Source organism: Bacillus cereus group sp. MYBK227-1 (assembly GCF_051916325.1).
Classification (GTDB): domain Bacteria; phylum Bacillota; class Bacilli; order Bacillales; family Bacillaceae_G; genus Bacillus_A; species Bacillus_A cereus.
The window spans coordinates 190,213-215,083 of record NZ_JBQAGK010000005.1; the positions used below are offsets into that span (position 1 = coordinate 190,213).

Sequence of the window (24,871 nt, forward strand, 5' to 3'; positions counted from 1 at the left end):
ATATATCTAGCTCCAGCGGCTAGAATGGTCGGTGGCTTCGCGTCTTCCTGCGAGGCAAAAAGAGCCTCTACGTCAGAAGCTCCAATGCCCTGCGATTCTGAGCGAGCCGCTTCCGCTTTTAGATATTATCCAGTTCCAGTGGCCAGCTCTTCGCATCTAAGAACCTCCCGCACGAAAGGTAAAAAGCACCTTTTGTGCGAGAGAACCTTAGCTGGTCAGAGCTAAACGGGCCACTTCCACTTTTAGATATTATCCAGCTTCAGCGGCTAGAATCTCCGGTCATTTCGCTCTCTCGCATGAAGCAAAAAGGGCTTCAAGGTCGAGAGCTCCAATGCCCTGCGATTCTGAGCGAGCCGCTTCCACTTTTAGATTGGCCTAACTAATTCAAATTGTTCTCCTAATTTTGCATAGTTGTGTCCTGCTAGGCGGCTTATTGGTTTGAGTCCTTCGGCGTGAATGCGCCCTTTTTCATATAGATGTTCGGCAACGTGGAAACGAACGACGCGTCCAATTAGTAGATCACAAGCTGGTGAGTCTTCCGTTCCGCCAAGTGGAATTGCACGTTCTAATACACATTCCATTCGAATATTTGCTTCTTTTACACCTGGAACAGAGATGACTTCACTTTCGATTGGTGTTAGTTTTGCTAGTTCAATTTCACTTTCATTTGGCGGGAGGTTAGCTGCTGTTTCGTTAATTGCTGCTACATATGATTCGTCAGAAATATGTACGACAAATTCTCCTTTTTCAATTGCGTTTCGGGAAGTGTCCTTTCTTTCTCCTGCTTTTCGTTGTACAGATACTGAGATAAGTGGTGGATTAGCAGCGACAATATTGAAATAACTATATGGTGCTCCGTTTAGTACACCTTCTTTTGTTACAGAAGTAACGAATGCGACAGGACGAGGGATGATACTTCCGGTAAGTAATTTGTAATTATCTTTTTCAGTTTGTTCATTTGGATTAATGGATAACATGCTTGTAATCCCCTTTCTAAATATGAATACTTATTGTTTGTTTACAAGATAACGATGAGAAAATCCTGCTGGAAATAATATTTTGTTTCATAAAAAGAACTTACTTCAATTGTAATGAAGTAAGTTCTTTTTCAAGAATCTCAAATTTGAGATAAAAATTAAAGTAAAACGTATGCCCCAGGCCCGATTAAAGCTACACCAACAGCGACAGCGATTAACATTAAGTTATATTCATATCCGTTTTGTGTTACCCAGTAACCATTTTTTCCGTGAACAGTGAAGATAGCCATTAACATTGTTCCAACGATAAATAATGAACCAACTACAATGAAAATACCTGATGCGAATAAGAAACCACCTAGTAATTCAGTTGCGCCAGCCATAAATGCCATAAATACACCAGGACGTAAACCGATTGACTCCATCCAGCCACCTGTTCCTTTTAAACCGTAACCGCCGAACCAACCAAATAATTTTTGAGCGCCATGACCCATGAATGTAATTCCTATAATAAGACGAATAATAAGTAGACCGAAATCCATCATTTTAAAAACCTCCTAAAAGTTATTAACTTACCTTATGTAAGTAATAATAAAATAGTTACTTACTATAGTCAAGTGGATTTTGAAAAAAGTTTGAATTAAATTTTACAAATTAACAACAAAAAATAAAATGTAGTAAAGACCTCTAGACAAGTTGAGCAAAAAAAGAGAAAATATAAATAGAAGTTAACTTCTAATTGTTATTCAGACAATCAGAATTGACTGGAATTTTGTGAAGCGCTACAATAAGAGTCTATTAGTAATGACATAATTTATTTCGAAAGCGTTTTTACAGTATAATATTCGAAGTATGAAGTCTTACATGTATCCCGAGTTTTACTAGGGATTGCCCTATAAACTTTTAGGTAAATTATAAGGAGGACTATCCTATGTTTAAAAAATTATTCGGTCTTGGTTCAAAAACAAATGAAGAAACAATCGTAGCTCCATTAACTGGAGCAGTGAAAAATATTGAAGAAGTACCAGATCCAGTATTTGCTGGTCGTATGATGGGTGACGGTGTTGCAATTGATCCTACTGAAGGTGTAGTTGTATCTCCAGTTGATGGTGAAATCGTACAATTATTCCACACAAAACATGCTATCGGAATTAAAGCGAAAAACGGTACAGAAATTTTAATCCACGTTGGATTAGAAACTGTAAAAATGGAAGGTGAAGGTTTCGAAGCTCACGTTTCTGAAGGCCAAGCTGTAAAAGCTGGAGATAAATTAATCTCATTCGACTTAGAATTAATCCGTGAAAAAGCGAAAAGCACAATTACTCCAATTGTTATTACAAACACAGATGCAGCTGAGTCTATTAAGACAACTGTAGGCGTAGCAGCTACAAAAGGTTCAACAGAAGTAATGAAAGTTACAATGAAATAATTGCAATATAAGAGGAATCCGTTTCGTATGAAATGGATTCCTTATTTTTGTTGCGTGTTCAGTATGTATGTTAAAATACTCTAGGCACTTGGAAATAGGGTTTCACATATATGTGGATAAGGCGCATTTTTCTTAGAAAAAATATAAGAGAAATGCGCCTTTTGTATATTCACATTTCTTTTGTTCTATTCTAATGTAAGTTATGATGAATGATAAGAAATCGAATATAGGGGTGGGTTTGAATGAAACGAGTGTTATTTGTTTGTACTGGCAATACATGTCGTAGTCCAATGGCTGAGGCGTTGCTTCGTCATCACGGAGGAGATAAGTTTGAAGTGCAATCTGCTGGTGTTTTCGCCTATCCTGGGAGCGATGCATCGGTACATGCGAAGGAAGCTTTAGCTGAAAAAGGAATTTCAATTGATCATGCGGCGCAGCAAGTAAATGAAACTTTGCTTGATTGGGCTGATATTGTCGTAACGATGACAGAAAACCATAAGCAAATTGTACTTGGGCATTATCCGAGCGTTGAAAAGAAATTAAATACGTTATATGGATTAACTGAAGGTATAGGCAAGGACATTTCAGATCCATTTGGAGGCTCGCTTTCTATTTATAAAGAAACGTTAGATGAGATGGAAAAACTTGTACAAACTTTACTGAAAAAACATTCAGTAGGTTGATGTTTCGTGTATAATACGATATTGGAGATCACTTCTTCCTATATGAGGTAGCGAGTGTGAAATGAAGATAATTGATTGAAACTTTGGAGGGGTAAAAATGAAAGTAGTAATAGCATCTGATCACGGCGGTATGAATATCCGCAAAGAACTTGTAAATTTATTAGAAGAGTTAAATATTGAATATATTGATTTAGGTTGTGAATGTGAAGCTGGTTCTGTTGATTACCCTGACTTTGCGTTTCCAGCAGCTGAAATGGTAGCGAATGGTGAAGTAGATCGTGGTATCTTAGTTTGTGGGACAGGCATTGGTATGTCAATCGCAGCAAACAAAGTAAATGGTATCCGTTGTGCGTTAGTTCATGATACTTTCAGCGCGAAAGCGACGAGAGAGCATAATGACACTAATATGCTAGCAATGGGCGAGCGTGTAATTGGTGCTGGTCTAGCGCGTGATATCGCGAAAATCTGGTTAACAACTGATTATGAAGGTGGTCGTCACGAAAACCGCGTAGGAAAAATTAAAACATACGAAACAAAGTAATAGATTCTAACTATCAGTAGTGTGAAATATAATTTGGTGAACCAACCTGTGAAAGGAAGAGGCGTAATGACAGAAATCGTAAAGGTAAGAGAACAGCTACAAATGTCGCTTTCTGATTTCCAAGAACAAGCTTCATTACAAAGCGGTCAAGTTTTTGTAGTGGGTTGTAGCACGAGCGAAGTGCTAGGCGAAAGAATTGGAACATCAGGAACGATGGAAGTAGCAGAGGCGATTTTCTCTGAGTTAAAACAATTTCAAGAGCAAACAGGTATTGAATTAGCGTTTCAATGTTGTGAGCATTTAAACCGTGCTTTAGTAGTTGAGAGAGAAGTAGCGATAAAATATCAATTTGAAATTGTAACAGTTACGCCTGTTAGATCAGCAGGTGGTGCATTGGGGACATATGCATATCACAATTTGAAAGATCCGGTAGTAGTTGAGTTTATTAAAGCTGATGCAGGAATGGATATTGGTGATACATTTATCGGTATGCATTTAAAGCATGTAGCTGTTCCGGTTCGTACAAGTGTGAAGGAAATTGGAAGTGCGCATGTAACGATGGCCAAAACACGTGGAAAACTAATTGGTGGAGCACGTGCTGTCTATGCGGCAGTGGAAGAGACTACCACTTGCCGTTAAATATGAGAAATTAGAAAGTCATATAGTACCTGTTTATCCTAAGGTAAAAGGTATGTTGTCTGACTTTATAATAGAAGAAAGAAAAGACCGATTTTCGGTCTTTTTTTTCTTTTATGATATAGAAAGTCATGTTAGAATGTAGTTGAAAACATGAAGGTTCGAAAGAATTACAACCTGAATTTTCGTTTTTTCTGAATAAATAAGAAAAAACTGTTGGGAATCGATGTAATTCGTTCAGAAAAGGGGGATTTTGGTGGATCATTTAAAACGTCAAGATGAAAAGGTATTTGCTGCAATTGAGGCAGAACTAGGAAGACAGCGTTCAAAGATTGAGTTAATTGCTTCGGAAAACTTCGTAAGTGAAGCAGTAATGGAGGCACAAGGTTCTGTTTTAACGAATAAGTATGCTGAAGGATATCCTGGAAAACGTTACTATGGTGGCTGTGAACACGTAGACGTAGTAGAAGATATCGCACGTGATCGCGTGAAAGAAATTTTCGGCGCAGAGCACGTAAATGTTCAACCACACTCTGGTGCACAAGCGAACATGGCAGTATACTTCACGATTTTAGAGCAAGGCGATACAGTACTTGGTATGAACTTATCTCATGGTGGTCACTTAACACACGGAAGCCCTGTTAACTTCAGTGGAGTACAATATAATTTCGTAGAATATGGCGTGGATGCTGACTCTCACCGTATTAATTACGATGATGTATTAGCAAAAGCGAAAGAACATAAGCCAAAATTAATCGTTGCAGGTGCAAGTGCATACCCTCGTGTTATCGATTTCAAGCGATTCCGTGAGATTGCAGATGAAGTGGGCGCTTATTTAATGGTTGATATGGCACATATCGCAGGTTTAGTAGCTGCTGGTTTACATCCAAATCCAGTACCACATGCACATTTCGTTACAACGACAACACATAAAACGTTACGTGGTCCGCGTGGTGGTATGATTTTATGTGAAGAGCAATTTGCAAAACAAATTGATAAATCAATCTTCCCTGGTATTCAAGGTGGTCCACTTATGCACGTAATCGCTGCAAAAGCTGTTGCATTTGGTGAAGCACTTCAAGATGATTTCAAAACATATGCACAAAATATCATTAACAATGCGAACCGCTTAGCTGAAGGTCTTCAAAAAGAAGGACTTACACTTGTTTCTGGCGGAACAGACAATCACTTAATCTTGATTGATGTTCGTAACTTAGAAATCACAGGTAAAGTAGCAGAGCACGTATTAGATGAAGTTGGTATTACAGTGAACAAAAATACAATTCCATTTGAAACAGCAAGCCCATTTGTAACAAGTGGTGTACGTATCGGTACAGCAGCTGTAACATCTCGTGGTTTTGGTTTAGAAGAAATGGATGAAATTGCGTCACTTATTGCTTATACATTAAAAAATCATGAAAATGAAGCTGCATTAGAAGAAGCACGTAAGCGTGTAGAAGCGTTAACTAGCAAATTCCCAATGTATCCAAATCTATAATAGATTGAAGAAGACTGCCGAGACTTAATTGTTTTGGCGGTCTTTTTTTGGACATATATTATTTTTAAAGTATGTATACAAATGATGAATAAATTTTGGCGATATAATGAAGGATACAGCTCCCATAATTGGTAAAGATACTAGATAGATTCATTGTAAAATCATGATTTTGCCAAATTTGCCCTTGAATATTAGTAGCGTTTTCTTTACAATCGTAAATAGTGTAAAAAAGCGTGCAAACGCATGAATATCATCTAAAGGAGAGATTCACATGGGAAAACTGTATGTATTTGATCACCCGTTAATTCAACATAAGATTACATATATTCGCGATAAGAATACAGGTACGAAAGATTTTCGTGAATTAGTGGACGAAGTAGCAAGCTTAATGGCTTTCGAAATTACTCGCGACCTTCCACTTAAGGACATTGAAATTGAAACACCAGTAAGCAAAGCGACAACAAAAGTGATCGCTGGTAAAAAACTTGGTTTAATTCCGATTTTACGTGCAGGTTTAGGAATGGTTGATGGAATTCTGAAATTAATTCCAGCAGCAAAAGTAGGACACGTTGGTTTATACCGTGACCCTAAAACATTGCAACCGGTAGAATACTATGTGAAACTTCCAACGGATGTAGAAGAGCGTGACTTTATCGTACTAGATCCGATGCTAGCAACAGGTGGTTCTGCGGCTGAAGCAATTAACTCTCTGAAAAAGCGCGGTGCGAAACAAATTAAATTAATGTGTATCGTTGCAGCTCCAGAAGGGGTAAAAGTAGTACAAGAAGAACATCCTGATGTTGATATTTATGTAGCAGCATTAGATGAGAAATTAAATGACCACGGATATGTAGTACCAGGTCTTGGTGATGCTGGTGACCGTTTATTCGGAACGAAGTAAGACAACTGACGAGCAGGGAGATTCCCCGGCTCGTCTTTTTTTGTTGTAAGCAAGTAGGGGAGGGGGAGAGGATAAATATACATCGTATATACAACATAAGTTGCATACACCTCACATATAATATAGAAGTCTTACGTCTGAGGAACACTATATTATGGAAGAAAAGCGTTATATCTCGAAAATATAATAGTGACAAACTTGTGAACATTTCCTTCTATTATAAAGAGAAAACTGTTAGAAATTGCATATATGTAACCAGTATTTAGAAGGGGAACGTTTTCATTTTTGGGAGGAAATGCCTAATACTCAAATTTTTAGATTTTTTACGATTTCTCGTTGACACTGTTAATACCCTATTGTATGCTAACAACGGGGATAGATGGTAGGGCTTTCAGTGACAAAATTACATCTATTCCGTGACGAAAATGTAAACTTTTTGTTTTGTATAGGATTTATGCAAAAAAATGAGTTATTATTAACACATCGTGAATGAGGGTTACATATTGGAGGGATGAATCCTTGCAAAAAAACGATCGCAGCCATATAAAAGCTTATGCTTTAATGTCAGGTATTCTCGCTCAGTTAGTCGGTTCTATTCTTGTTGGAATCTTTGGTGGGCAGTGGATTGATAATAAGGTTGGAACGTTTCCGTTGTTTCTTATTATAGGGTTATTACTCGGACTAGGAACAGGGGTATACGCAATGATTCGACTCATTCGACATTACTATTCGGGAGAGCAATGATGATAGACGTACATGGACTTGTCCAAAGACAAAAGAAATATATGTACTACTTGCTTGCGCTTCTAGTGCTAGGATGGGGATTTACCTCTTACAAGGATGTATTTCTTGGACTGATTATCGGTACGATTTTCAGTTTTCTTAGTTTGCGCATCATTGCACGTAGAACAGACAAGCTGCTAGATCGCGTAACAAATGGAGAAAACGTGAAGTTCAAGGCAACAGCGGTAAGTACATATTCAAGATTCGCCACGATTGGGTTATTAATTTTATTTGCAGCCAAATATCAAGAGTTAATCGCGATGTGGGGCCTAGGTGTAGGATTGCTGACAGGATACCTTGTCATGATCATAGATTTTCTTTATTTAGAGTATAAGAGCAGGGAAGAGAGGTGAATTACTAGTGGAACACGGTAAATTAGTTGAATTTCTAGGTTTAACGTTCGATTTGTCATCAGTTATGATGGTTACTGTAGCAGCAGTTATTGTTTTCTTAATCGCTGTTATCGGAACTCGCAGCTTAGCTCTTCGCCCAACCGGGATGCAAAACTTCATGGAATGGGTGTTTGACTTCGTGAAAGGGATTATCAATAGTACGATGGACTGGAAAACAGGTGGACGTTTCTTAACGCTTGGCGTTACGCTTATCATGTTTATCATCGTATCGAACTTCCTTGGTTTACCATTCATGTATTCAGCAACTGAAGCTGGCGAACATATTGCATGGTGGAGATCACCAACGTCTGATCCAGCAGTTACATTAACATTAGCCGTGATGGTAGTTACCCTCACCCATTATTATGGAATTAAGATGAAGGGTACGAAAGAGTACGTAAAAGGTTATTTCCAACCTATGAAATTCTTATTCCCATTAAAGGTTATTGAGGAGTTTGCTAACACATTAACGTTAGGTCTTCGTTTATTTGGTAACATTTATGCAGGTGAGATCTTATTAGGATTACTTGCTAAGTTGGGCGGAGCATCAGTCCTTGGGGCATTAGGTGCGCTTGTACCAATGTTAGCATGGATGGGATTCAGTGTATTCGTTGGATCAATCCAAGCATTTATTTTCGTTATGTTAACGATGGTTTATATGGCTCATAAAGTAAGCCATGACCATTAATATAATTTAAGTAAGAAAAAAATTATTTTTTTATAATACAAAGGAGGACAAATTAAATGAGTTTAGGTGTAATCGCAGCTGCAATTGCAATTGGTTTATCAGCATTAGGTGCAGGTATTGGTAACGGTCTTATCGTATCACGTACAATCGAAGGTGTTGCTCGTCAACCAGAATTAAAAGGCGCACTTCAAACAATTATGTTCATCGGGGTTGCTTTAGTTGAGGCACTTCCAATCATCGGTGTAGTTATTGCATTCATCGTAATGAACAAATAAGGGAGACTCCCCTTACATAGATGGCGAAGAGTGTTTTTCCGAACTTTCTTCGCCATTGCTTTATGAACGAAACGTATGTCTTTTTTTTTCATATGATCAATTTAGATATTTTGAAGGGAGTGAATCCTTGTGCCAACTTTATTATTAGGAGCTTCCATTCCATTTGGAACGATTGCTTATACATTGTTCATTTTCTTACTTCTATTAGTAATGCTACGCAAATTTGCGTGGGGTCCTTTAATGGGAATTATGAAAGAACGTGAAGAGCACGTTGCTAATGAAATCGACGCTGCAGAAAGAAATAATGCTGAAGCGAAGAAATTAGTAGAAGAACAACGTGAGATGTTAAAACAATCGCGTGTTGAAGCACAAGAGTTAATCGAAAGAGCGAAAAAGCAAGCTGTAGATCAAAAGGATGTTATTGTTGCTGCTGCGAAAGAAGAAGCAGAATCAATTAAAGCATCTGCTGTACAAGAAATTCAACGCGAAAAAGAGCAAGCAATTGCTGCTTTACAAGAACAAGTCGCTTCTTTATCTGTTCAAATTGCTTCTAAAGTAATTGAAAAAGAATTAAAAGAAGAAGATCAAGTGAAGTTAATTCGCGATTATATTAAAGAAGTAGGAGAAGCGCGATGAGCAATGGGATTGTAGCAAAACGTTATGCTGTCGCTCTTTTTAAAATTGCAAAAGAAAAACACGTATTAGAAATGTTTGAAGAGGAATTACGCCTTGTACAAAACGTTTATGTAAAGAACGGAGAACTACATAGCTTTTTAACGCAACCGAACATTTCAAAGGAACAAAAGAAAACGTTTCTTGCAAACGTATTCGGATCTGTTTCTGAATCTATTTTAAATACGTTATATATTTTAATTGATAACAAACGCATTGATATCTTACCTGAAATTGCAGATGAATATGTTGTTCTTGCTAATGAAGAACGTAACGTAGCGGATGCAACTGTATATTCTACTCGTCTTCTATCAGAAGAAGAGAAGCTTAACATTGCTGAAGCATTTGCAAAGAGAACGGGAAAAGATGCAATTCGCGTGAAAAATGTTGTAGATGAAGATTTACTAGGCGGAATTAAAGTACGTATTGGAAATCGCATTTATGACGGAAGTTTACAAGGAAAATTAGCACGTATTCAGCGTGAATTAATGAAGAATAGATAGGGGTGAAGCACATGAGCATCAGAGCTGAAGAAATTAGCGCACTGATAAAGCAACAAATCGAGAACTATCAGTCTGAAATCGAAGTTAGTGATGTTGGTACAGTTATCCAAGTTGGTGACGGTATCGCGCGTGCTCATGGTCTTGATAACGTTATGGCTGGTGAACTTGTAGAGTTCTCTAACGGCGTTATGGGACTAGCACAAAACTTAGAGGAAAACAACGTAGGTATTATCATTTTAGGACCTTACACAGAAATCCGTGAAGGTGACGAAGTTCGTCGTACTGGTCGCATCATGCAAGTACCAGTAGGAAAAGAACTAATTGGTCGTGTTGTAAACCCATTAGGTCAACCAGTTGATGGTTTAGGCCCAATCAATACAACAAACACTCGTCCAATCGAAAGTCCAGCACCAGGTGTAATGGATCGTAAATCTGTTCATGAGCCACTTCAAACAGGTATTAAAGCGATCGATGCTCTTGTACCAATTGGCCGTGGTCAACGTGAGTTAATCATTGGTGACCGTCAAACTGGTAAAACAGCAGTTGCACTTGATACAATCATTAACCAAAAAGATGAAGACATGATTTGTATCTACGTAGCAATTGGACAAAAAGAATCAACTGTACGTAACGTAGTAGAAACACTACGTAAGCACGGTGCATTAGAGTACACAATCGTTGTAACTGCATCTGCTTCTCAGCCAGCTCCATTATTATACCTAGCTCCTTATGCTGGTGTAACAATGGGTGAAGAGTTCATGTACAATGGTAAACACGTATTAGTAGTATATGATGACTTATCAAAACAAGCAGCGGCTTACCGTGAGCTGTCATTACTATTACGTCGTCCTCCAGGTCGTGAAGCTTACCCAGGGGATGTATTCTACTTACATTCTCGCTTATTAGAGCGTGCAGCAAAATTAAGTGATGCAAAAGGCGGCGGTTCTTTAACTGCACTACCTTTCATCGAAACACAAGCAGGGGACGTATCAGCATACATCCCAACAAACGTAATTTCTATTACGGATGGACAAATCTTCTTACAATCTGACCTATTCTTCTCTGGCGTACGTCCAGCGATCGATGCGGGTACTTCTGTATCTCGTGTAGGTGGATCTGCTCAGATTAAAGCAATGAGTAAAGTATCAGGTACACTTCGTCTTGACCTTGCATCTTACCGTGAGTTAGAAGCGTTCGCTCAGTTCGGTTCTGACCTTGATAAAGCAACTCAAGCGAAATTAAACCGTGGTGCTCGTACTGTTGAGGTATTAAAACAAGGATTACACAAACCGTTACGTGTAGAGAAACAAGTTATCATTCTTTACGCTTTAACACGTGGATTCCTAGATGATATCCCAGTAGTAGATATCACTCGTTTTGAAGAAGAATTCCATGCTTGGTTAGATTCTAATGCGACTGACTTATTAGAAGAAATCCGCACAACTAAGAAACTTGCGGATGACGACAAATTTGCAGCAGCAATCAATGGATTTAAAAAAGTATTCGTAGCTTCTGAATAATAAAAGCTCCAGCGGCTCGTTCAAGCCGCTGGAGCTAGATAGTATATATAAAAGGCATCTCGGGCTCTGAGATTGCTAAAGGTCATGTAAAGGAAAAGAGTAGGTGCACCTATTCTTTTCCTTCAATCATGAGCAAGAATATCTTGCAACGTAGATTAGGAAGAGGATTCTTACTAATCGTGCCAACTTCCGGAAAAAAGGTGGTGAAAACCTGTGGCATCTTTACGCGATATAAAAGCGAAGATTAACTCGACAAAGAAAACGAGTCAAATTACGAAAGCGATGGAGATGGTATCTGCATCTAAGTTAAACCGTGCAGAGCAAAATGCTAAATCTTTCGTTCCGTATATGGAAAAGATTCAAGAAGTAGTAGCGAGCATTGCGCAAGGAAGCAAAGGGATTAATCATCCAATGCTAAATGCGCGTCCTGTAAAGCGTACAGGATACATCGTTATTACGTCTGATCGCGGACTAGCAGGTGGTTATAACAGTAACGTATTACGTACAGTAAGTAACGTAATTCGTGAACGTCATAATATGGATTCAAACCAATATTCTATTATTGTGCTTGGACGACTAGGACGTGATTATTTAAAACGTCGCGGCTTTAACATTATTGATGAAGTAGTTGGATTATCTGACCACCCATCATTTACTGATATTAAAGACCTTGCTTCTCGAGCAATTGCGATGTTCGCAGATGGTGCTTATGATGAGCTGTACATTTACTACAACCATTACGTAAGTAAAATTTCACAAGAGGTAACGGAAAATAAAATTTTACCGCTTACTGATGTGGCGTCTGACAAACCGACGACAGCTTATGAATTCGAACCTTCTGAAGAAGAAATTTTAAAAGTACTATTGCCACAATACGCAGAAAGCTTAGTGTACGGTGCATTACTAGACGGTAAAGCAAGTGAGCACGCAGCGCGTATGACAGCAATGAAGAGTGCTACAGACAACGCAATGGAAGTTATCGATTCACTTACACTTTCATTCAACCGTGCGCGTCAGGCAGCGATTACGCAAGAAATTACGGAAATCGTTGGTGGAGCAGCAGCGTTAGAATAGTATTAAAAAGCGGAAGCGGTTCGTTCAGAATGAGAGGGGGATGGAGCCTTTTGACGTAGAGGCGATTTGTGCCTCGTAGGAAAAAGCAAAGCCACCGAACATTCTAACCGCTGGAGCTGGATTCAATAAAAAGCGGAAGCGGCTCTTTCAGGAGAGTCGCGTAAGCTAAACTAATAAAAAATTAAAAGCTAACCTCTCTGATAGAGGTAGCTAATTAAAAGAAAGCTAGGAGGGAACCCGATGAATAAAGGGCGCGTTACGCAAATCATGGGTCCGGTTGTAGACGTTAAGTTTGATGGCGGAAAGCTACCAGAAATCTACAATGCCCTTACGGTAAAACAAAGCAACGAAAACGGAAGCATGAACTTAACATTTGAAGTTGCACTTCATTTAGGTGATGATACAGTTCGTACAGTTGCGATGTCTTCCACAGATGGACTTGTTCGTGGCACAGAAGTAGAAGATACTGGTAAAGCAATCTCTGTACCAGTTGGTGATGCAACACTTGGACGTGTATTCAACGTATTAGGTGATGCAATTGACTTAGATGGTGAACTTCCTGCGGATGTACACCGTGATCCAATTCACCGTCAAGCACCTGCATTCGAAGAATTATCTACTAAAGTAGAAATTCTTGAAACTGGTATTAAAGTAGTAGACTTACTTGCTCCTTACATTAAGGGTGGTAAGATCGGCCTATTCGGTGGTGCCGGCGTAGGTAAAACAGTATTAATTCAGGAATTAATCAATAACATCGCACAAGAGCACGGTGGTATCTCTGTATTCGCTGGTGTAGGTGAGCGTACTCGTGAGGGTAATGACTTATACCACGAAATGAGCGATTCTGGCGTAATCAAGAAAACTGCGATGGTATTCGGACAAATGAACGAGCCACCTGGAGCACGTCAACGTGTTGCATTAACAGGTTTAACAATGGCTGAGCATTTCCGTGATGAGCAAGGACAAGACGTACTTCTGTTCATCGATAACATCTTCCGTTTCACGCAAGCGGGTTCTGAAGTATCTGCCCTTCTTGGTCGTATGCCATCTGCGGTAGGTTACCAACCAACACTTGCAACAGAAATGGGTCAATTACAAGAGCGTATTACATCTACAAATAAAGGGTCTATCACGTCTATCCAAGCGGTATATGTACCAGCCGATGACTATACTGACCCAGCACCAGCTACAACGTTCGCTCACTTAGATGCAACAACAAACTTAGAGCGTCGTTTAACGCAAATGGGTATTTACCCAGCCGTAGATCCATTAGCATCTACATCTCGTGCACTTTCTCCAGAAATCGTAGGAGAAGAGCATTATGAAGTAGCTCGTCAAGTACAGCAAACTTTACAACGTTATAAAGAGCTTCAAGATATCATCGCTATCTTAGGTATGGATGAGTTATCTGAAGAAGATAAGTTAGTTGTACATCGTGCTCGTCGTATTCAATTCTTCTTATCTCAAAACTTCCACGTAGCTGAGCAGTTTACAGGTCAAAAAGGTTCTTACGTACCTGTAAAGAATACAGTTAGTGGTTTCAAAGAAATTCTAGAAGGAAAATATGATGACCTTCCAGAAGATGCATTCCGCTTAGTAGGTGGCATTGAAGAAGTTATTGAAAACGCGAAGAAAATGATGGCGTAAGGCCTTAGGAGGGACGAAGTATGAAGACATTTCCAGTCAGTATTGTAACTCCTGATGGACCGGTTTACGAAAAAGAAGTAGAAATGGTAAGTGTAAAAGCAGAGAGTGGGGAAATGGGGATCTTACCAGGTCACATTCCAACTGTTGCACCATTAAAAATTAGTGCAGTTCGTCTGAAAAATGGTGGACACACTGATTATGTAGCAGTAAGCGGTGGCTTTATCGAAGTTCGTCCAGATAAAGTGACTGTATTATCATCATCTGCTGAAGAAGCAAACCATATCGATATCCATCGTGCAAATGAAGCGAAGCGTCGCGCTGAGCAACGTCTGCAAGATAAACAAGCACATGTTGACTTTAAACGTGCAGAAATGGCATTACAACGTGCTGTGAACCGTTTGAACGTTTCCGATATGAAGTAAAAAAATCCGTAAGGGCTTTGCCTTTACGGATTTTTTTTTGTGTATTTTATGGATAATTTTACAAAACTGGTATAATTATATTGATGCTTGTATAAGTAGAAGTGTACAACAATTTATATTTCATAAAGGGGATGGATCAATGATTGGTGAAATGAAGCGAGAAGCATTGTACTCTTTAAAGGGAAAATGGGGACTAGGTGTTGGATCAACAATTTTATATTTTATTTTAAGTTATGTTGTTTCGCTGGCTGCAATGCTTATACTATTAATTCCAGGAATTATTATATTTCTCTCAGTTGTAAGCTTAACTGGATCATTTGAAGAGGAAACGATGTCAATTGGAGCAGGTATTACCTTTGGAATTTTTTATTGCATTATGATAATTTTGAGTAACGCATCGTATGGGATTACGTCATATGGTTATACAAATGTATTTTTACAGATTAGTAAACGAGAAGATGCTAAAGTAGATTACTTATTCGAAGGATTTCGTGGCTTTAAAAGAATGATGAAAACAATGTGGGCAATGCTTGCAATTTTGTTATATACAGGTACATGGATTCCGATGCTGTTAATAGGCTTATTTGCATTGTTAGGTGAAGAAGGGAATACGTCATTTGCAATAGCTTTCTTCGTACTATTAGCAATTTCAATAGTTGGTATGATTGTGATGTATTTTTCTTATGCACTGACGTACTATGTGATGATTGAAAATCCAGAATATAGTGTTTCGCAGGCGATGAAGGAAAGTAAGAATCTTATGAAGGGTCATAAGTTAGATTTGTTTCTTTTATGGCTGAGTTTCATAGGATGGGCTATTTTAGCGCTGCTTACTTTTGGAATAGGATTTCTTTGGCTTAGTCCGTATATGAGTACGACGACAGCACACTTTTATCGCTACATTTCAAAAGGTGAATTTCAATAGGAACATGCTATACTAATAGAATTATTGTGTATAGGAGGCGAGGCTACGCATGATTAGTGATTTAAAAGGAGAAGCACTAGATTCATTAGAAGGGAAATGGGGATTAGCTGTTGGAGCTACACTACTCATTTCAATTCTTATCACGGCTTTTAGTTTTAGTGTTGATTGGGGATTTTCTTTAATTTTCGGTTGGCAAAAAACAAATGGTTCACTTTCAACGAATATTCTTTCATTTTTTGTAACTGGACCGTTAACTTTAGGTGGATATTACCTTGGTTTAAATATCCTTCGTGAAAAGCAAGCTAGTATTGGTAATGTATTCATTTGGTTTTCAGAGGGAAAGAGATTTCTAAAATCATTTTTATTATATTTATTAGTAAATCTTTATCTTTTCTTATGGACGTTATTGTTCATTATTCCAGGTATTATTAAATCATTTTCTTATGCGATGACATACTTTATTATAAACGATCATCCTGAGTATTCACTGAACCAAGCTATTACAGAAAGTCGTCGTATGATGGATGGACATAAGATGGAGTATTTCATTTTATGTTTAAGTTTTATTGGCTGGTTTATATTAAGTTGTATTACGTTAGGGATTGGATTCTTATGGTTAATTCCATATTTCTATACGACATCTGCAGCTTTTTACGAAGAGATTGCAGAAGAATATTATGAGAAAAAAATTTAGCACTATAAAACCCCCAGTATGAATTATTTGTTCATACTGGGGGTTTTTTGTAGAAATTTTATAAATTGATTACTAGTAAGTGGTTTACTGAAATAGTAACCTTGCATATATTTACAGTTATGTTTTTGCAGAAACTTAAGCTGTTTTTCGGTTTCAATTCCTTCGGCAACGACTGAAAGATTTAAAGTATTTGCGAGGGAAAGTATTGTAGAAACGATGGCTCGTTCTTCAGGACGATGATCAGCTAATTGTGTAAATTCTCTCGGTACTTTTAATGTGTCGATTGGAAAAATTGATAAATAAGCAAGAGAAGAATACCCAGTACCGAAGTCATCAATGGAAGTTTGGATACCGTACTCTTTTAATTGCTTCAGTCTCAATAACGTTTCTTTCTCGTCAATCATTGCAATTCTTTCTGTTAACTCAAGGGTTACATATTTTGGGTCGACTTGCACGTCGTTTAATATTTGTGAAATGTTTTCGATTAATTGATCTTGCCGGAATTCTTTTGCGGATAAATTAACACTTATTTTTAAATTTTGGTAGCCAAAGGTATGCCATATTTTTAATTGGAGACAAGCTTCTTGTAATACCCAATGTCCAAGTGGGACTACTTGTGGCGTCTCTTCTACAATTGGAATAAACTCACATGGTGAAATGTCACCTAATAGCGGGTGTTTCCATCGTATTAAAGCTTCAGCACCGATAATTTTATTTGTTGTCGTATCAATTTGTGGTTGATAAACGAGATAAAATTCTTTGTTTACTAAAGCGATTGGCAAATCTTTTTCAATTCGAGCTTTTCGTTCCATTTTTTTATATAGTTCTTTCGTGTAAAGAGAGCTACCGTTTTTTCCTTTATTCTTTGCTTCGTACATGGCCATATCAGCATGCTGCAAAATGGATAGCGCATCTTCACCTGCTTCAGGATATATTGCAATTCCGATGCTCGGTGAGATTTGTAAATGTTGATTTTCGATTTCAAATGGCTCATTCATGGCCGCTACAATCCTATCAGCTATTTTTTGGACATCTGGCTTTTTTTTGTAATTCTCGATAAGGATTGTGAACTCATCCCCAGCTAGCCGCGCGAGTTTCATATTTGATGTTGCTATTCTTTCGAGCCTTTTTGCTACTGCGATGAGCAATAGGTCTCCTACTCGATGACCGAGGGTATCATTAATAACTTTAAAACGGTCTAGGTCGAGAAACATAACAGCAAAAGGCTTTTTCGATATTTTTGCTCGCGCAATTGCCTGTTCTAAATGTTGATGAAATGCACGACGATTTGCAAGCTCTGTTAAAGTATCATGGTATGCTAGGAAGTTGATTTGTTCTTGTTGTTGTTTGCTTTCCGTAATATCTTTAATCATTAAATAAACCCCAGAAATTTTCTCCTTTAAAAAGATCGGTACGGCGGTAACGTGCAAGTAGTAAATATCTCTGTTTTTATGGTAAGCCCGTATTTCTAAAGAAATAGAATATCCCTTTTTCACGCGATGAAAGGCGTTAATCATTTCTTCTAAATCTTCTTCGTATATGAGTGAGTAGTAAGGCTGGTTTAATAATTCATTCGTTTGATAACCGAGTAAAGTAGTACCAGCGTTATTTACTTTGAGAAAATTACCGTACAAATCTAATGTGAAAATTGGATCGGGATGATGCTCGTATAAAGATTTAAACATTTGTTGATTATGATAGAGTTCATTTTTCTGTTCTACTAAATCTTCTGTACGTAGTTTAATTTGTTTCTCGAGTTCTGAGTTGAATTGCATTTGAGCGATCAATAATATTTTATTTTGTTTTCGAACTAAACTATGACGTATGAGAACGAAAGAAAAAGTTATTATAAGTCCGATTACTATAATAGGCGCAAAAACGTATTCAACTAATATAAAAACAATAAGCATTACTACCGAAATATACGGTAATGATAATCGGATTGATTCGCCAATTTTAGGTGTTAGTAGTACTTGTTCTTGTTTTTCAGGCTTTTTTGTATGGAGAATACAGGCGATTGCTACTAGTACTAAGGTTACTTGATAGAAAGGCGTAACTGTAAACATAGAATACTCTGGTATGAAGTATTTTATATAAGCATAAATCGCATCTGTAGTAGCATATAAAATTAAAGCACTGCCAAGAAGTGCACCGACCTTTTTAGGTAATAAGGATAGTGGTTTGAATAAAAGGTTGATTCCTATTAAGAGAAAGAGTAAATCAGCCATTGGATAGGTAAGTTGAACAAATATGTCGATATAGGATGTTTTAAAGATATGAATAGTTCGTTCAATAAGTAAGTAGTAACTTAAAGTAAATTGGGCTGTAACGATAATACAAATATCACATAGCATAAAAAGTTTTTCTAATAAATCTCGGTTATAAATGATTTCGTATAGAAAGGCAAACGTAAAGCTAACTAAAAAAAGTAAGTAAAAAAAGTCAGATGGATCAACGAACGTATAGAAGTCCTTTACAATTAAACGCTGATAGGCAACGACTATATCACCGATAAAATAAGAGAGAGCTCCAACAGATAATATGATCCAAAATAAACGAGATAGCCCTTCTTTCATGTTTGAAAAATAAAGTATATAACTACAAGCGATAATATCAATTAATAGGGTGCTCGTTCCGATTAATAGCTGAAAAGGAAATGAGTATTCATATACAAAAGGCATTGCTACATAGTGAAGCGTTATAGACAGCAATACAATGCTTATAAGAATACTTACATGTGTTTGTTTTTTCATTTATATCACCTACGGTTTCTTGAAAAGCATATATAAGTTTTATATTTATTTTGCACAATTATAGCAAGTTGTAAAGATAGATTTTAATAATTCTTGTTTCTGTCTCCCAACATATCGACATAGGAATTTGAAGTTTGCTATAATGATTAGAATAGTTGCATTATTTAGAAAAATTTAAAAATAATAATTACTGCAACTAGGACATATTGTTTACTATGTGAACTTGTTCTTAATTTAGGGGGGAGGGTTTCACAATGGCAAGTGTATATGAAAATAGTTATATGATCGTTTTGATTTTCTTGCTATTAGGTATATTGCTGCCGGTAGTGGCTCTTACATTAGGAAGGATGCTGCGCCCAAATAAACCAAGTGCAGCAAAGGCGACGACGTATGAGAGTGGAATTGAGCCTTTTCATGATGCAAATATTCGGTTTCATGCTCGTTATTATATTTTCGCTTTATTGTTTGTGATCTTTGATGTAGAAACTTTATTTTTATATCCTTGGGCTGTTGCGTATGACAAGCTAGGTTTATTTGCATTAATTGAAATGCTCATCTTTGTTGTAATGTTGCTAGTTGGATTAGCGTATGCTTGGAAAAAGAAGGTGTTACAATGGTTATAAATTTTGAGGAATTACATCCAAATGAGCGAGCAGAATTAGAACGAAATATCTTTTTTTCTACATTGGAACAGTTGAAAGGATGGGCGAGGAGCAACTCTTTATGGCCGATGACATTCGGACTGGCATGCTGTGCAATTGAAATGATGGGGGTAGGCTCATCACATTACGATTTAGATCGATTTGGGTCATTTTTTCGAACTTCACCAAGGCAATCGGACGTCATGATTGTATCGGGAACAGTAACGAAGAAGATGGCTCCTATTGTTCGGCGTTTATATGATCAAATGCCCGAACCGAAATGGGTTATTGCGATGGGATCTTGTGCGACAGCAGGTGGTCCGTATGTAAATTCATATGCTGTTGTGAAAGGTGTAGACCAAATCGTACCAGTTGATGTGTATATTCCTGGTTGTCCCCCAAATCCAGCTGCTTTAATCTATGGAATTAATAAATTAAAAGAGAAAATTCGTTACGAGGCAAAGACCGGAAAGCAGGTGACGAATAAATGAGTAATCCAAATAAAGATTTAGAGGATCTAAAAAAAGAAGCAGCTAGGCGTGCGAAAGAAGAAGCGAGAAAACGCCTTGTAGCGAAACACGAGGCGGAAATAAGTGAACTTGAGGAGGAAGATCAAGAAAAAGAGAAAGCGCTACCAAAAAATGATGATATTACTATAGAAGAAGCAAAACGACGTGCAGCAGCAGCCGCAAAAGCAAAAGCGGCAGCATTAGCAAAGCAGAAAAGAGAAGGGACAGAAGAAGTAACGGAAGAAGAAAAAGCGAAAGCCAAGGCGAAGGCAGCAGCAGCTGCAAAGGCAAAAGCGGCGGCGTTAGCGAAGCAGAAAAGAGAAGGGACAGAAGAAGTAACGGAAGAAGAAAAAGCGAAGGCGAAGGCAGCAGCAGCCGCAAAAGCAAAAGCGGCGGCGTTAGCGAAACAGAAAAGAGAAGGAACCGAAGAAGTAACGGAAGAAGAAAAAGCGAAGGCGAAGGCAGCAGCAGCTGCAAAGGCAAAAGCGGCAGCGTTAGCGAAACAGAAAAGAGAAGGAACCGAAGAAGTAACGGAAGAAGAAAAAGCGAAAGCCAAGGCGAAGGCAGCAGCCGCAAAAGCAAAAGCGGCAGCGTTAGCGAAGCAGAAAAGAGAAGGAACCGAAGGAGTAACGGAAGAAGAAAAAGCGAAAGCCAAGGCAAAAGCGGTGGCGGCGGCAAAGGCGAAAGCGGCAGCATTGGCGAAGCAGAAAGCCTCGCAAGGTGATGGGGATTCGGGAGATGAAAAGGCAAAGGCAATTGCAGCGGCAAAAGCGAAAGCAGCAGCGGCTGCAAGAGCGAAGACAAAGGGAGCTGAAGGTAAGAAAGAGGATGAGCCGAAGCAGGAAGAACCGTCCGTAAATCAGCCGTATTTAAATCAGTATGTTGAGGCTATTAGGGAGAAGTTAGGAGAGGGTGCATTAGTAGATTCCTACATTAATAAACTGTCAAAGGATGTGCCAACTCTTGTGGTGGATCCCGAAAAGTATTATGAAGTGATGGAGTCACTGCGATTCCATGAGGGACTTGCTTTTGATTATATGTCAGAGCTACATGCGACGGATTTTGTGACACATATGGAAGTGTATGTTCATTTGTTTTCATATGGCAAGAAACAATCGGTAGCGGTGAAGGTAAAGCTAGACCGGGAAGCGCCGCAAGTCGAATCTGTGACAGCGCTTTGGAAAGGAGCTGACTGGCCGGAGCGAGAAGCATACGATTTGCTCGGCATTGTATTTAAAGGGCATCCGAATTTAACGCGTATTTTAATGCCAGATGATTGGGTAGGATATCCGCTTAGAAAAGACTATGAACCGTATGATGTGGAGGTGTAGCTATGATCCGCACGGAAGAGATGCTTTTGAATGTAGGACCTCAGCATCCGAGTACACATGGTGTGTTCAGGCTCGTAATTAAGATTGACGGGGAAATTATTAAAGAAGCTACACCTGTTATTGGATATTTGCATCGCGGGACCGAAAAGATCGCTGAGAGCTTACAGTATACGCAAATTATCCCTTATACAGATCGAATGGACTATTTATCAGCCATGACGAATAATTACGTCATTTGCCATGCTGTAGAGACGATGATGGGGCTTGAAATTCCAGAGCGTGCCGAATACTTGCGAGTACTTGCGATGGAGCTAGGAAGAATTGCGAGTCATCTCGTTTGGTGGGGGACGAATCTTCTTGATATAGGAGCGGTCAGCCCGTTTTTGTACGCGTTTCGTGAACGAGAGATGATTATAAATTTATTAAATGAATTATGCGGGGCACGGCTTACTTTTAACTATATGAGAGTTGGCGGTGTGAAGTGGGATGCGCCAGATGGTTGGATTGAAAAGGTGGAAGAGTTTGTTCCGTATATGAGGGAGCAATTAGCAGGGTATCACGATCTTGTTAGCGGTAATGAGATTTTCTTAAATCGTGTGAAAGGCGTTGGTATATATAGCGCGGAAGAAGCAATCTCGTATTCTTTAAGCGGAGCAAATTTGCGGTGCACTGGAGTAAACTGGGATCTTCGCAAAGATGAGCCGTATTCGATTTATGATCGTTTTGATTTTGATATTCCTCTTGGAAGCGTGGGAGATGCTTGGGATCGCTACGTTTGCCGAATGCAAGAAATCGAGGAGTCTTTAAAGATTGTTGAGCAAGCGGTTCAGCAGTTCCCGAAAGATGGAGCTGTGCTGGCAAAAGTACCGAAAATTATTAAGGCACCTAAGGGAGAAGCATTTGTACGTATCGAATCGCCGCGCGGAGAGATTGGTTGTTATATCGCAAGTGACGGAAAGAAAGAGCCGTACCGTTTGAAGTTTCGTAGGCCATCTTTTTATAACTTGCAAATTTTACCGAAGTTATTGAAAGGTGAAAACATCGCTAATTTAATTACGATTTTAGGTGGAGTTGATATTGTACTTGGGGAGGTTGATGGCTAATGATTGAGACGCTCTTACAATCACCTTCAAGCTGGACGAATTTCTTCATTTTTTTCGGATTAGCGGTACTTCTACTATTTGCAGTCCTTGGCTTCGTTACATATGGAATTTTGGCAGAACGGAAAGTGATGGGGTTTATGCAAGGGCGGATTGGACCAAACCAGGTTGGAGGCCGATTCGGTTTACTGCAAACGGTAGCTGATGTTTTAAAACTATTATTGAAAGAAGATAGTATTCCGAAAGCAGCAGATAAACCGCTGTTTATATTAGCGCCTGTCATTGCATTTGCACCAGCATTTATGGTGCTTGCGGTTATCCCGTTCACTGATAAATTTCAATTTGCAGATATTGGAGTCGGGCTACTTTATTATATTGCTGTTTCCGGTATTACGACGATAGGTGTTGTAACTGGGGGATGGGCATCGAATAATAAATATTCCCTTTTAGGAGGGATGCGTGCGGCGGCGCAAATGATTTCTTATGAGATTCCGCTCGTAATGAGTGTAATTGGTATCGTTTTGCTAGCTGGTAGTCTGAATTTAAATGAGATTGTAGCGGCGCAGGAGAAGGTTTGGTACATTTTCGTACAGCCAATTGGCTTCGTCGTTTTCTTAATCGCAGCAGTTGCAGAATTAAATAGGACGCCATTCGATTTGCCGGAAGCGGAGTCAGAACTTGTTTCTGGATATCATACGGAATACTCCGGTTTTCGCTGGGCGTTTTTCATGCTTTCAGAGTACGTATATTTCTTCGGGATGGCATCGTTAATTACAGTGCTCTTTTTAGGCGGATGGAATCCAGTCATGTTTCTTGGATTTATCCCAGGTGCCGTATGGTTTGCTTTGAAATTTAGCAGTGTAGTCTTTCTATTAATTTGGTTCCGCGTTACGTTCCCGCGTATAAGAGGTGACCAGTTAATGGAGTTTGGATGGAAAGTATTATTGCCGATTGCACTTGCAAATATTTTCTTAACGGCATTGATTAAGGAGTTATTCTTCTAATCTATGAGGGGGGTGCCAGTAAGAGATGAAAGGACTATTTAAAGGGTTAAAATATACATTAAGTAATTTGAGCAAGAAGAAGGTAACGTATGATTATCCAAATCAACCGTTGCCGTTGCCAGACCGTTTTCGGGGGATTCAAAAATTTTATCCGGAGAAATGTATTGTTTGTAATCAGTGCTCTAACATTTGTCCGACAGACTGTATTCAGTTAACAGGAAAGAAACATCCGGATCCTACGAAAAAAGGAAAAATTATCGACACGTATGATATTAATTTTGAAATTTGTATTCTTTGTGATTTATGTACAGAAGTTTGTCCGACAGAGGCAATTGTCATGACAAATAACTTTGAACTCGCGGAATATTCACGTGATGACTTATTTAAAAATTTGCAGTGGCTTGACGAAAACGACGAAAACGTCAGGAAGGAGAATAAGGCATGAATGGCGAGTTTGTAGCATTCTTTATACTATCCTTGTCTGCAATTATCGGCGGTGTTCTTATGTTGAACTTAACGAAAGTTATGCACATGATGCTAGCTCTCGTTCTGACATTTCTCAGCATTGCAGGTTTGTATTTTCTTTTGTCAGCCGAATTTATAGGCGTTGCACAAATTTTACTTTACTCCGGTGCAATCACAATTATTATGATTTTCGGCATTATGTTAACGAAACATAACGCGGAAAATGAATCGCGTCTTACTCTTCGAAAATGGATTATCTTCTTTGCAGTTGTAGCATTTGGAGCGGTTATGTATTTCGCTGTTAATAATGTTGATTTTGCAAATGAAAGCACACAAGGAAGTTTACCTCTCCATGAAAACAACACACTTCAAATCGGTACGCTTCTCTATTCAAAATATATTATTCCATTTGAACTAACTTCAGTTATTTTACTTGTAGCACTCGTTGGCGCAATTATACTTGCGAAAAAGGACGAGAAAGAGGAGGATTCCAATGAGTAGCGTTCCAGCTTCTGCATATTTAACACTTGCGATTATTTTGTTTTGCATCGGTCTATTTGGAGCTTTAACAAAGCGGAATACAGTAATCGTATTAGTTTGTATCGAATTAATGCTGAATGCTGCCAATTTAAACTTAGTGGCGTTTAGTAAATTAGGCTTATTTCCGAATTTAACAGGTCAAATTTTCTCACTGTTTACGATGGCTGTAGCGGCAGCGGAAGCGGCGGTAGGACTCGCTATTTTAATTGCTTTATATCGTAATCGTACGACAGTTCAGGTGGATGAAATGGATACGCTCAAAGGATAG

At 38.6% G+C, this 24,871-nt stretch carries 30 protein-coding genes; 27 read left to right on the forward strand and 3 right to left on the reverse strand.

Going from position 1 to position 24,871, the window contains the following annotated elements; genetic code table 11:
* Window positions 1-365: 365 nt before the first annotated feature.
* Together ACTFRM_RS22265 and ACTFRM_RS22270 are read right to left on the reverse strand one after the other, a co-directional pair.
* Window positions 366-977 (reverse strand): flavin reductase family protein, encoded by a 612-nt coding sequence (locus ACTFRM_RS22265; protein ID WP_000949054.1) that lies wholly within the window; start codon window positions 975-977, stop codon window positions 366-368.
* A gap of 158 nt (window positions 978-1,135) precedes the next feature.
* Window positions 1,136-1,522 (reverse strand): DoxX family protein, encoded by a 387-nt coding sequence (locus tag ACTFRM_RS22270; RefSeq protein ID WP_000968616.1) that lies wholly within the window; start codon window positions 1,520-1,522, stop codon window positions 1,136-1,138.
* 386 nt (window positions 1,523-1,908) lie between these two features.
* Here ACTFRM_RS22270 and ACTFRM_RS22275 point away from each other — a divergent pair, with 386 nt between their 5' ends.
* The 19 genes from ACTFRM_RS22275 (at window position 1,909) to ACTFRM_RS22365 (ending at window position 16,260) form a co-directional block, all read left to right on the forward strand.
* Complete coding sequence (locus ACTFRM_RS22275; RefSeq protein ID WP_000473665.1) at window positions 1,909-2,406, forward strand: PTS sugar transporter subunit IIA; 498 nt, start codon at window positions 1,909-1,911, stop codon at window positions 2,404-2,406.
* A gap of 242 nt (window positions 2,407-2,648) precedes the next feature.
* Window positions 2,649-3,089 carry a low molecular weight protein arginine phosphatase gene (locus tag ACTFRM_RS22280; protein WP_000832373.1) on the forward strand — a complete coding sequence of 147 codons (441 nt, stop codon included), beginning with the start codon at window positions 2,649-2,651 and terminating at the stop codon, window positions 3,087-3,089.
* Window positions 3,090-3,186: 97 nt separating this feature from the next.
* On the forward strand, window positions 3,187-3,630 hold the full coding sequence (gene rpiB / locus ACTFRM_RS22285) for a ribose 5-phosphate isomerase B (protein ID WP_000869538.1): 444 nt from the start codon (window positions 3,187-3,189) through the stop codon (window positions 3,628-3,630).
* A 66-nt stretch (window positions 3,631-3,696) separates the two neighbouring features.
* Complete coding sequence (locus ACTFRM_RS22290) at window positions 3,697-4,269, forward strand: TIGR01440 family protein (RefSeq protein WP_000136386.1); 573 nt, start codon at window positions 3,697-3,699, stop codon at window positions 4,267-4,269.
* Window positions 4,270-4,522: 253 nt separating this feature from the next.
* Window positions 4,523-5,764 carry a serine hydroxymethyltransferase gene (glyA, locus tag ACTFRM_RS22295; protein ID WP_000349805.1) on the forward strand — a complete coding sequence of 414 codons (1,242 nt, stop codon included), beginning with the start codon at window positions 4,523-4,525 and terminating at the stop codon, window positions 5,762-5,764.
* A gap of 271 nt (window positions 5,765-6,035) precedes the next feature.
* A complete protein-coding gene (gene upp, locus ACTFRM_RS22300) occupies window positions 6,036-6,665 on the forward strand; it encodes a uracil phosphoribosyltransferase (protein WP_000517539.1) in 630 nt (209 codons plus the stop codon).
* A 379-nt stretch (window positions 6,666-7,044) separates the two neighbouring features.
* A complete protein-coding gene (locus tag ACTFRM_RS22305; protein ID WP_000232962.1) occupies window positions 7,045-7,158 on the forward strand; it encodes a DUF4024 domain-containing protein in 114 nt (37 codons plus the stop codon).
* A gap of 26 nt (window positions 7,159-7,184) precedes the next feature.
* The gene (locus tag ACTFRM_RS22310; RefSeq protein WP_001171223.1) at window positions 7,185-7,409 is read left to right on the forward strand and encodes an AtpZ/AtpI family protein; all 225 of its coding nucleotides are present in this window, start codon (window positions 7,185-7,187) and stop codon (window positions 7,407-7,409) included.
* Complete coding sequence (locus ACTFRM_RS22315; RefSeq protein ID WP_000567600.1) at window positions 7,409-7,801, forward strand: ATP synthase subunit I; 393 nt, start codon at window positions 7,409-7,411, stop codon at window positions 7,799-7,801. Before ACTFRM_RS22310 ends, ACTFRM_RS22315 begins: the two co-directional genes overlap by 1 nt.
* 7 nt (window positions 7,802-7,808) lie before the next feature.
* A complete protein-coding gene (gene atpB, locus ACTFRM_RS22320; protein WP_000399871.1) occupies window positions 7,809-8,528 on the forward strand; it encodes a F0F1 ATP synthase subunit A in 720 nt (239 codons plus the stop codon).
* Window positions 8,529-8,584: 56 nt separating this feature from the next.
* On the forward strand, window positions 8,585-8,803 hold the full coding sequence (gene atpE / locus ACTFRM_RS22325; protein WP_000052064.1) for a F0F1 ATP synthase subunit C: 219 nt from the start codon (window positions 8,585-8,587) through the stop codon (window positions 8,801-8,803).
* A 129-nt stretch (window positions 8,804-8,932) separates the two neighbouring features.
* Entirely contained in the window at window positions 8,933-9,439 is a 507-nt protein-coding gene (atpF, locus tag ACTFRM_RS22330; RefSeq protein ID WP_001142624.1) for a F0F1 ATP synthase subunit B, read from the forward strand.
* Complete coding sequence (gene atpH / locus ACTFRM_RS22335; protein ID WP_000064683.1) at window positions 9,436-9,978, forward strand: F0F1 ATP synthase subunit delta; 543 nt, start codon at window positions 9,436-9,438, stop codon at window positions 9,976-9,978. Before atpF ends, atpH begins: the two co-directional genes overlap by 4 nt.
* A gap of 11 nt (window positions 9,979-9,989) precedes the next feature.
* On the forward strand, window positions 9,990-11,498 hold the full coding sequence (atpA, locus tag ACTFRM_RS22340) for a F0F1 ATP synthase subunit alpha (RefSeq protein ID WP_000027518.1): 1,509 nt from the start codon (window positions 9,990-9,992) through the stop codon (window positions 11,496-11,498).
* 213 nt (window positions 11,499-11,711) lie between these two features.
* Window positions 11,712-12,572, forward strand: coding sequence for a F0F1 ATP synthase subunit gamma (gene atpG, locus ACTFRM_RS22345; RefSeq protein WP_000157696.1), 861 nt, complete (start codon window positions 11,712-11,714; stop codon window positions 12,570-12,572).
* Window positions 12,573-12,812: 240 nt separating this feature from the next.
* A complete protein-coding gene (gene atpD / locus ACTFRM_RS22350) occupies window positions 12,813-14,219 on the forward strand; it encodes a F0F1 ATP synthase subunit beta (RefSeq protein ID WP_001032595.1) in 1,407 nt (468 codons plus the stop codon).
* 20 nt (window positions 14,220-14,239) lie between these two features.
* Window positions 14,240-14,641 (forward strand): F0F1 ATP synthase subunit epsilon, encoded by a 402-nt coding sequence (atpC, locus tag ACTFRM_RS22355; RefSeq protein WP_000847211.1) that lies wholly within the window; start codon window positions 14,240-14,242, stop codon window positions 14,639-14,641.
* Between the two features lie 139 nt (window positions 14,642-14,780).
* Window positions 14,781-15,566: a DUF975 family protein gene (locus tag ACTFRM_RS22360; RefSeq protein WP_000578820.1), complete on the forward strand. Its 786-nt coding sequence runs from the start codon at window positions 14,781-14,783 to the stop codon at window positions 15,564-15,566.
* 49 nt (window positions 15,567-15,615) lie between these two features.
* Window positions 15,616-16,260: a DUF975 family protein gene (locus tag ACTFRM_RS22365; RefSeq protein WP_000622462.1), complete on the forward strand. Its 645-nt coding sequence runs from the start codon at window positions 15,616-15,618 to the stop codon at window positions 16,258-16,260.
* Between the two features lie 23 nt (window positions 16,261-16,283).
* Here the strand turns inward: ACTFRM_RS22365 and ACTFRM_RS22370 are convergent, their stop codons facing one another.
* On the reverse strand, window positions 16,284-19,013 hold the full coding sequence (locus tag ACTFRM_RS22370; RefSeq protein ID WP_000745007.1) for an EAL domain-containing protein: 2,730 nt from the start codon (window positions 19,011-19,013) through the stop codon (window positions 16,284-16,286).
* Between the two features lie 254 nt (window positions 19,014-19,267).
* Between ACTFRM_RS22370 and nuoA the strand changes: the two genes are divergently transcribed.
* From nuoA to nuoK, 8 genes are read left to right on the forward strand one after another with little or no spacing between them, the layout of a single operon-like run.
* Window positions 19,268-19,636 (forward strand): NADH-quinone oxidoreductase subunit NuoA, encoded by a 369-nt coding sequence (nuoA, locus tag ACTFRM_RS22375; RefSeq protein WP_000179273.1) that lies wholly within the window; start codon window positions 19,268-19,270, stop codon window positions 19,634-19,636.
* On the forward strand, window positions 19,627-20,145 hold the full coding sequence (gene nuoB, locus ACTFRM_RS22380; protein ID WP_000236331.1) for an NADH-quinone oxidoreductase subunit NuoB: 519 nt from the start codon (window positions 19,627-19,629) through the stop codon (window positions 20,143-20,145). The genes nuoA and nuoB overlap by 10 nt, the downstream gene beginning before the upstream one ends.
* Window positions 20,142-21,494, forward strand: a complete 1,353-nt coding sequence (locus ACTFRM_RS22385; protein ID WP_440043306.1) for an NADH-quinone oxidoreductase subunit C — start codon at window positions 20,142-20,144, stop codon at window positions 21,492-21,494. The genes nuoB and ACTFRM_RS22385 overlap by 4 nt, the downstream gene beginning before the upstream one ends.
* Before the next feature lie 2 nt (window positions 21,495-21,496).
* Window positions 21,497-22,597: an NADH-quinone oxidoreductase subunit NuoD gene (gene nuoD / locus ACTFRM_RS22390; protein ID WP_000621428.1), complete on the forward strand. Its 1,101-nt coding sequence runs from the start codon at window positions 21,497-21,499 to the stop codon at window positions 22,595-22,597.
* Window positions 22,597-23,598, forward strand: coding sequence for an NADH-quinone oxidoreductase subunit NuoH (gene nuoH / locus ACTFRM_RS22395; RefSeq protein WP_000573426.1), 1,002 nt, complete (start codon window positions 22,597-22,599; stop codon window positions 23,596-23,598). Before nuoD ends, nuoH begins: the two co-directional genes overlap by 1 nt.
* Before the next feature lie 25 nt (window positions 23,599-23,623).
* A complete protein-coding gene (gene nuoI / locus ACTFRM_RS22400; protein WP_000677191.1) occupies window positions 23,624-24,043 on the forward strand; it encodes an NADH-quinone oxidoreductase subunit NuoI in 420 nt (139 codons plus the stop codon).
* Window positions 24,040-24,564: an NADH-quinone oxidoreductase subunit J gene (locus ACTFRM_RS22405; RefSeq protein WP_001012812.1), complete on the forward strand. Its 525-nt coding sequence runs from the start codon at window positions 24,040-24,042 to the stop codon at window positions 24,562-24,564. Before nuoI ends, ACTFRM_RS22405 begins: the two co-directional genes overlap by 4 nt.
* Window positions 24,557-24,871, forward strand: coding sequence for an NADH-quinone oxidoreductase subunit NuoK (gene nuoK, locus ACTFRM_RS22410; protein WP_000100079.1), 315 nt, complete (start codon window positions 24,557-24,559; stop codon window positions 24,869-24,871). Before ACTFRM_RS22405 ends, nuoK begins: the two co-directional genes overlap by 8 nt.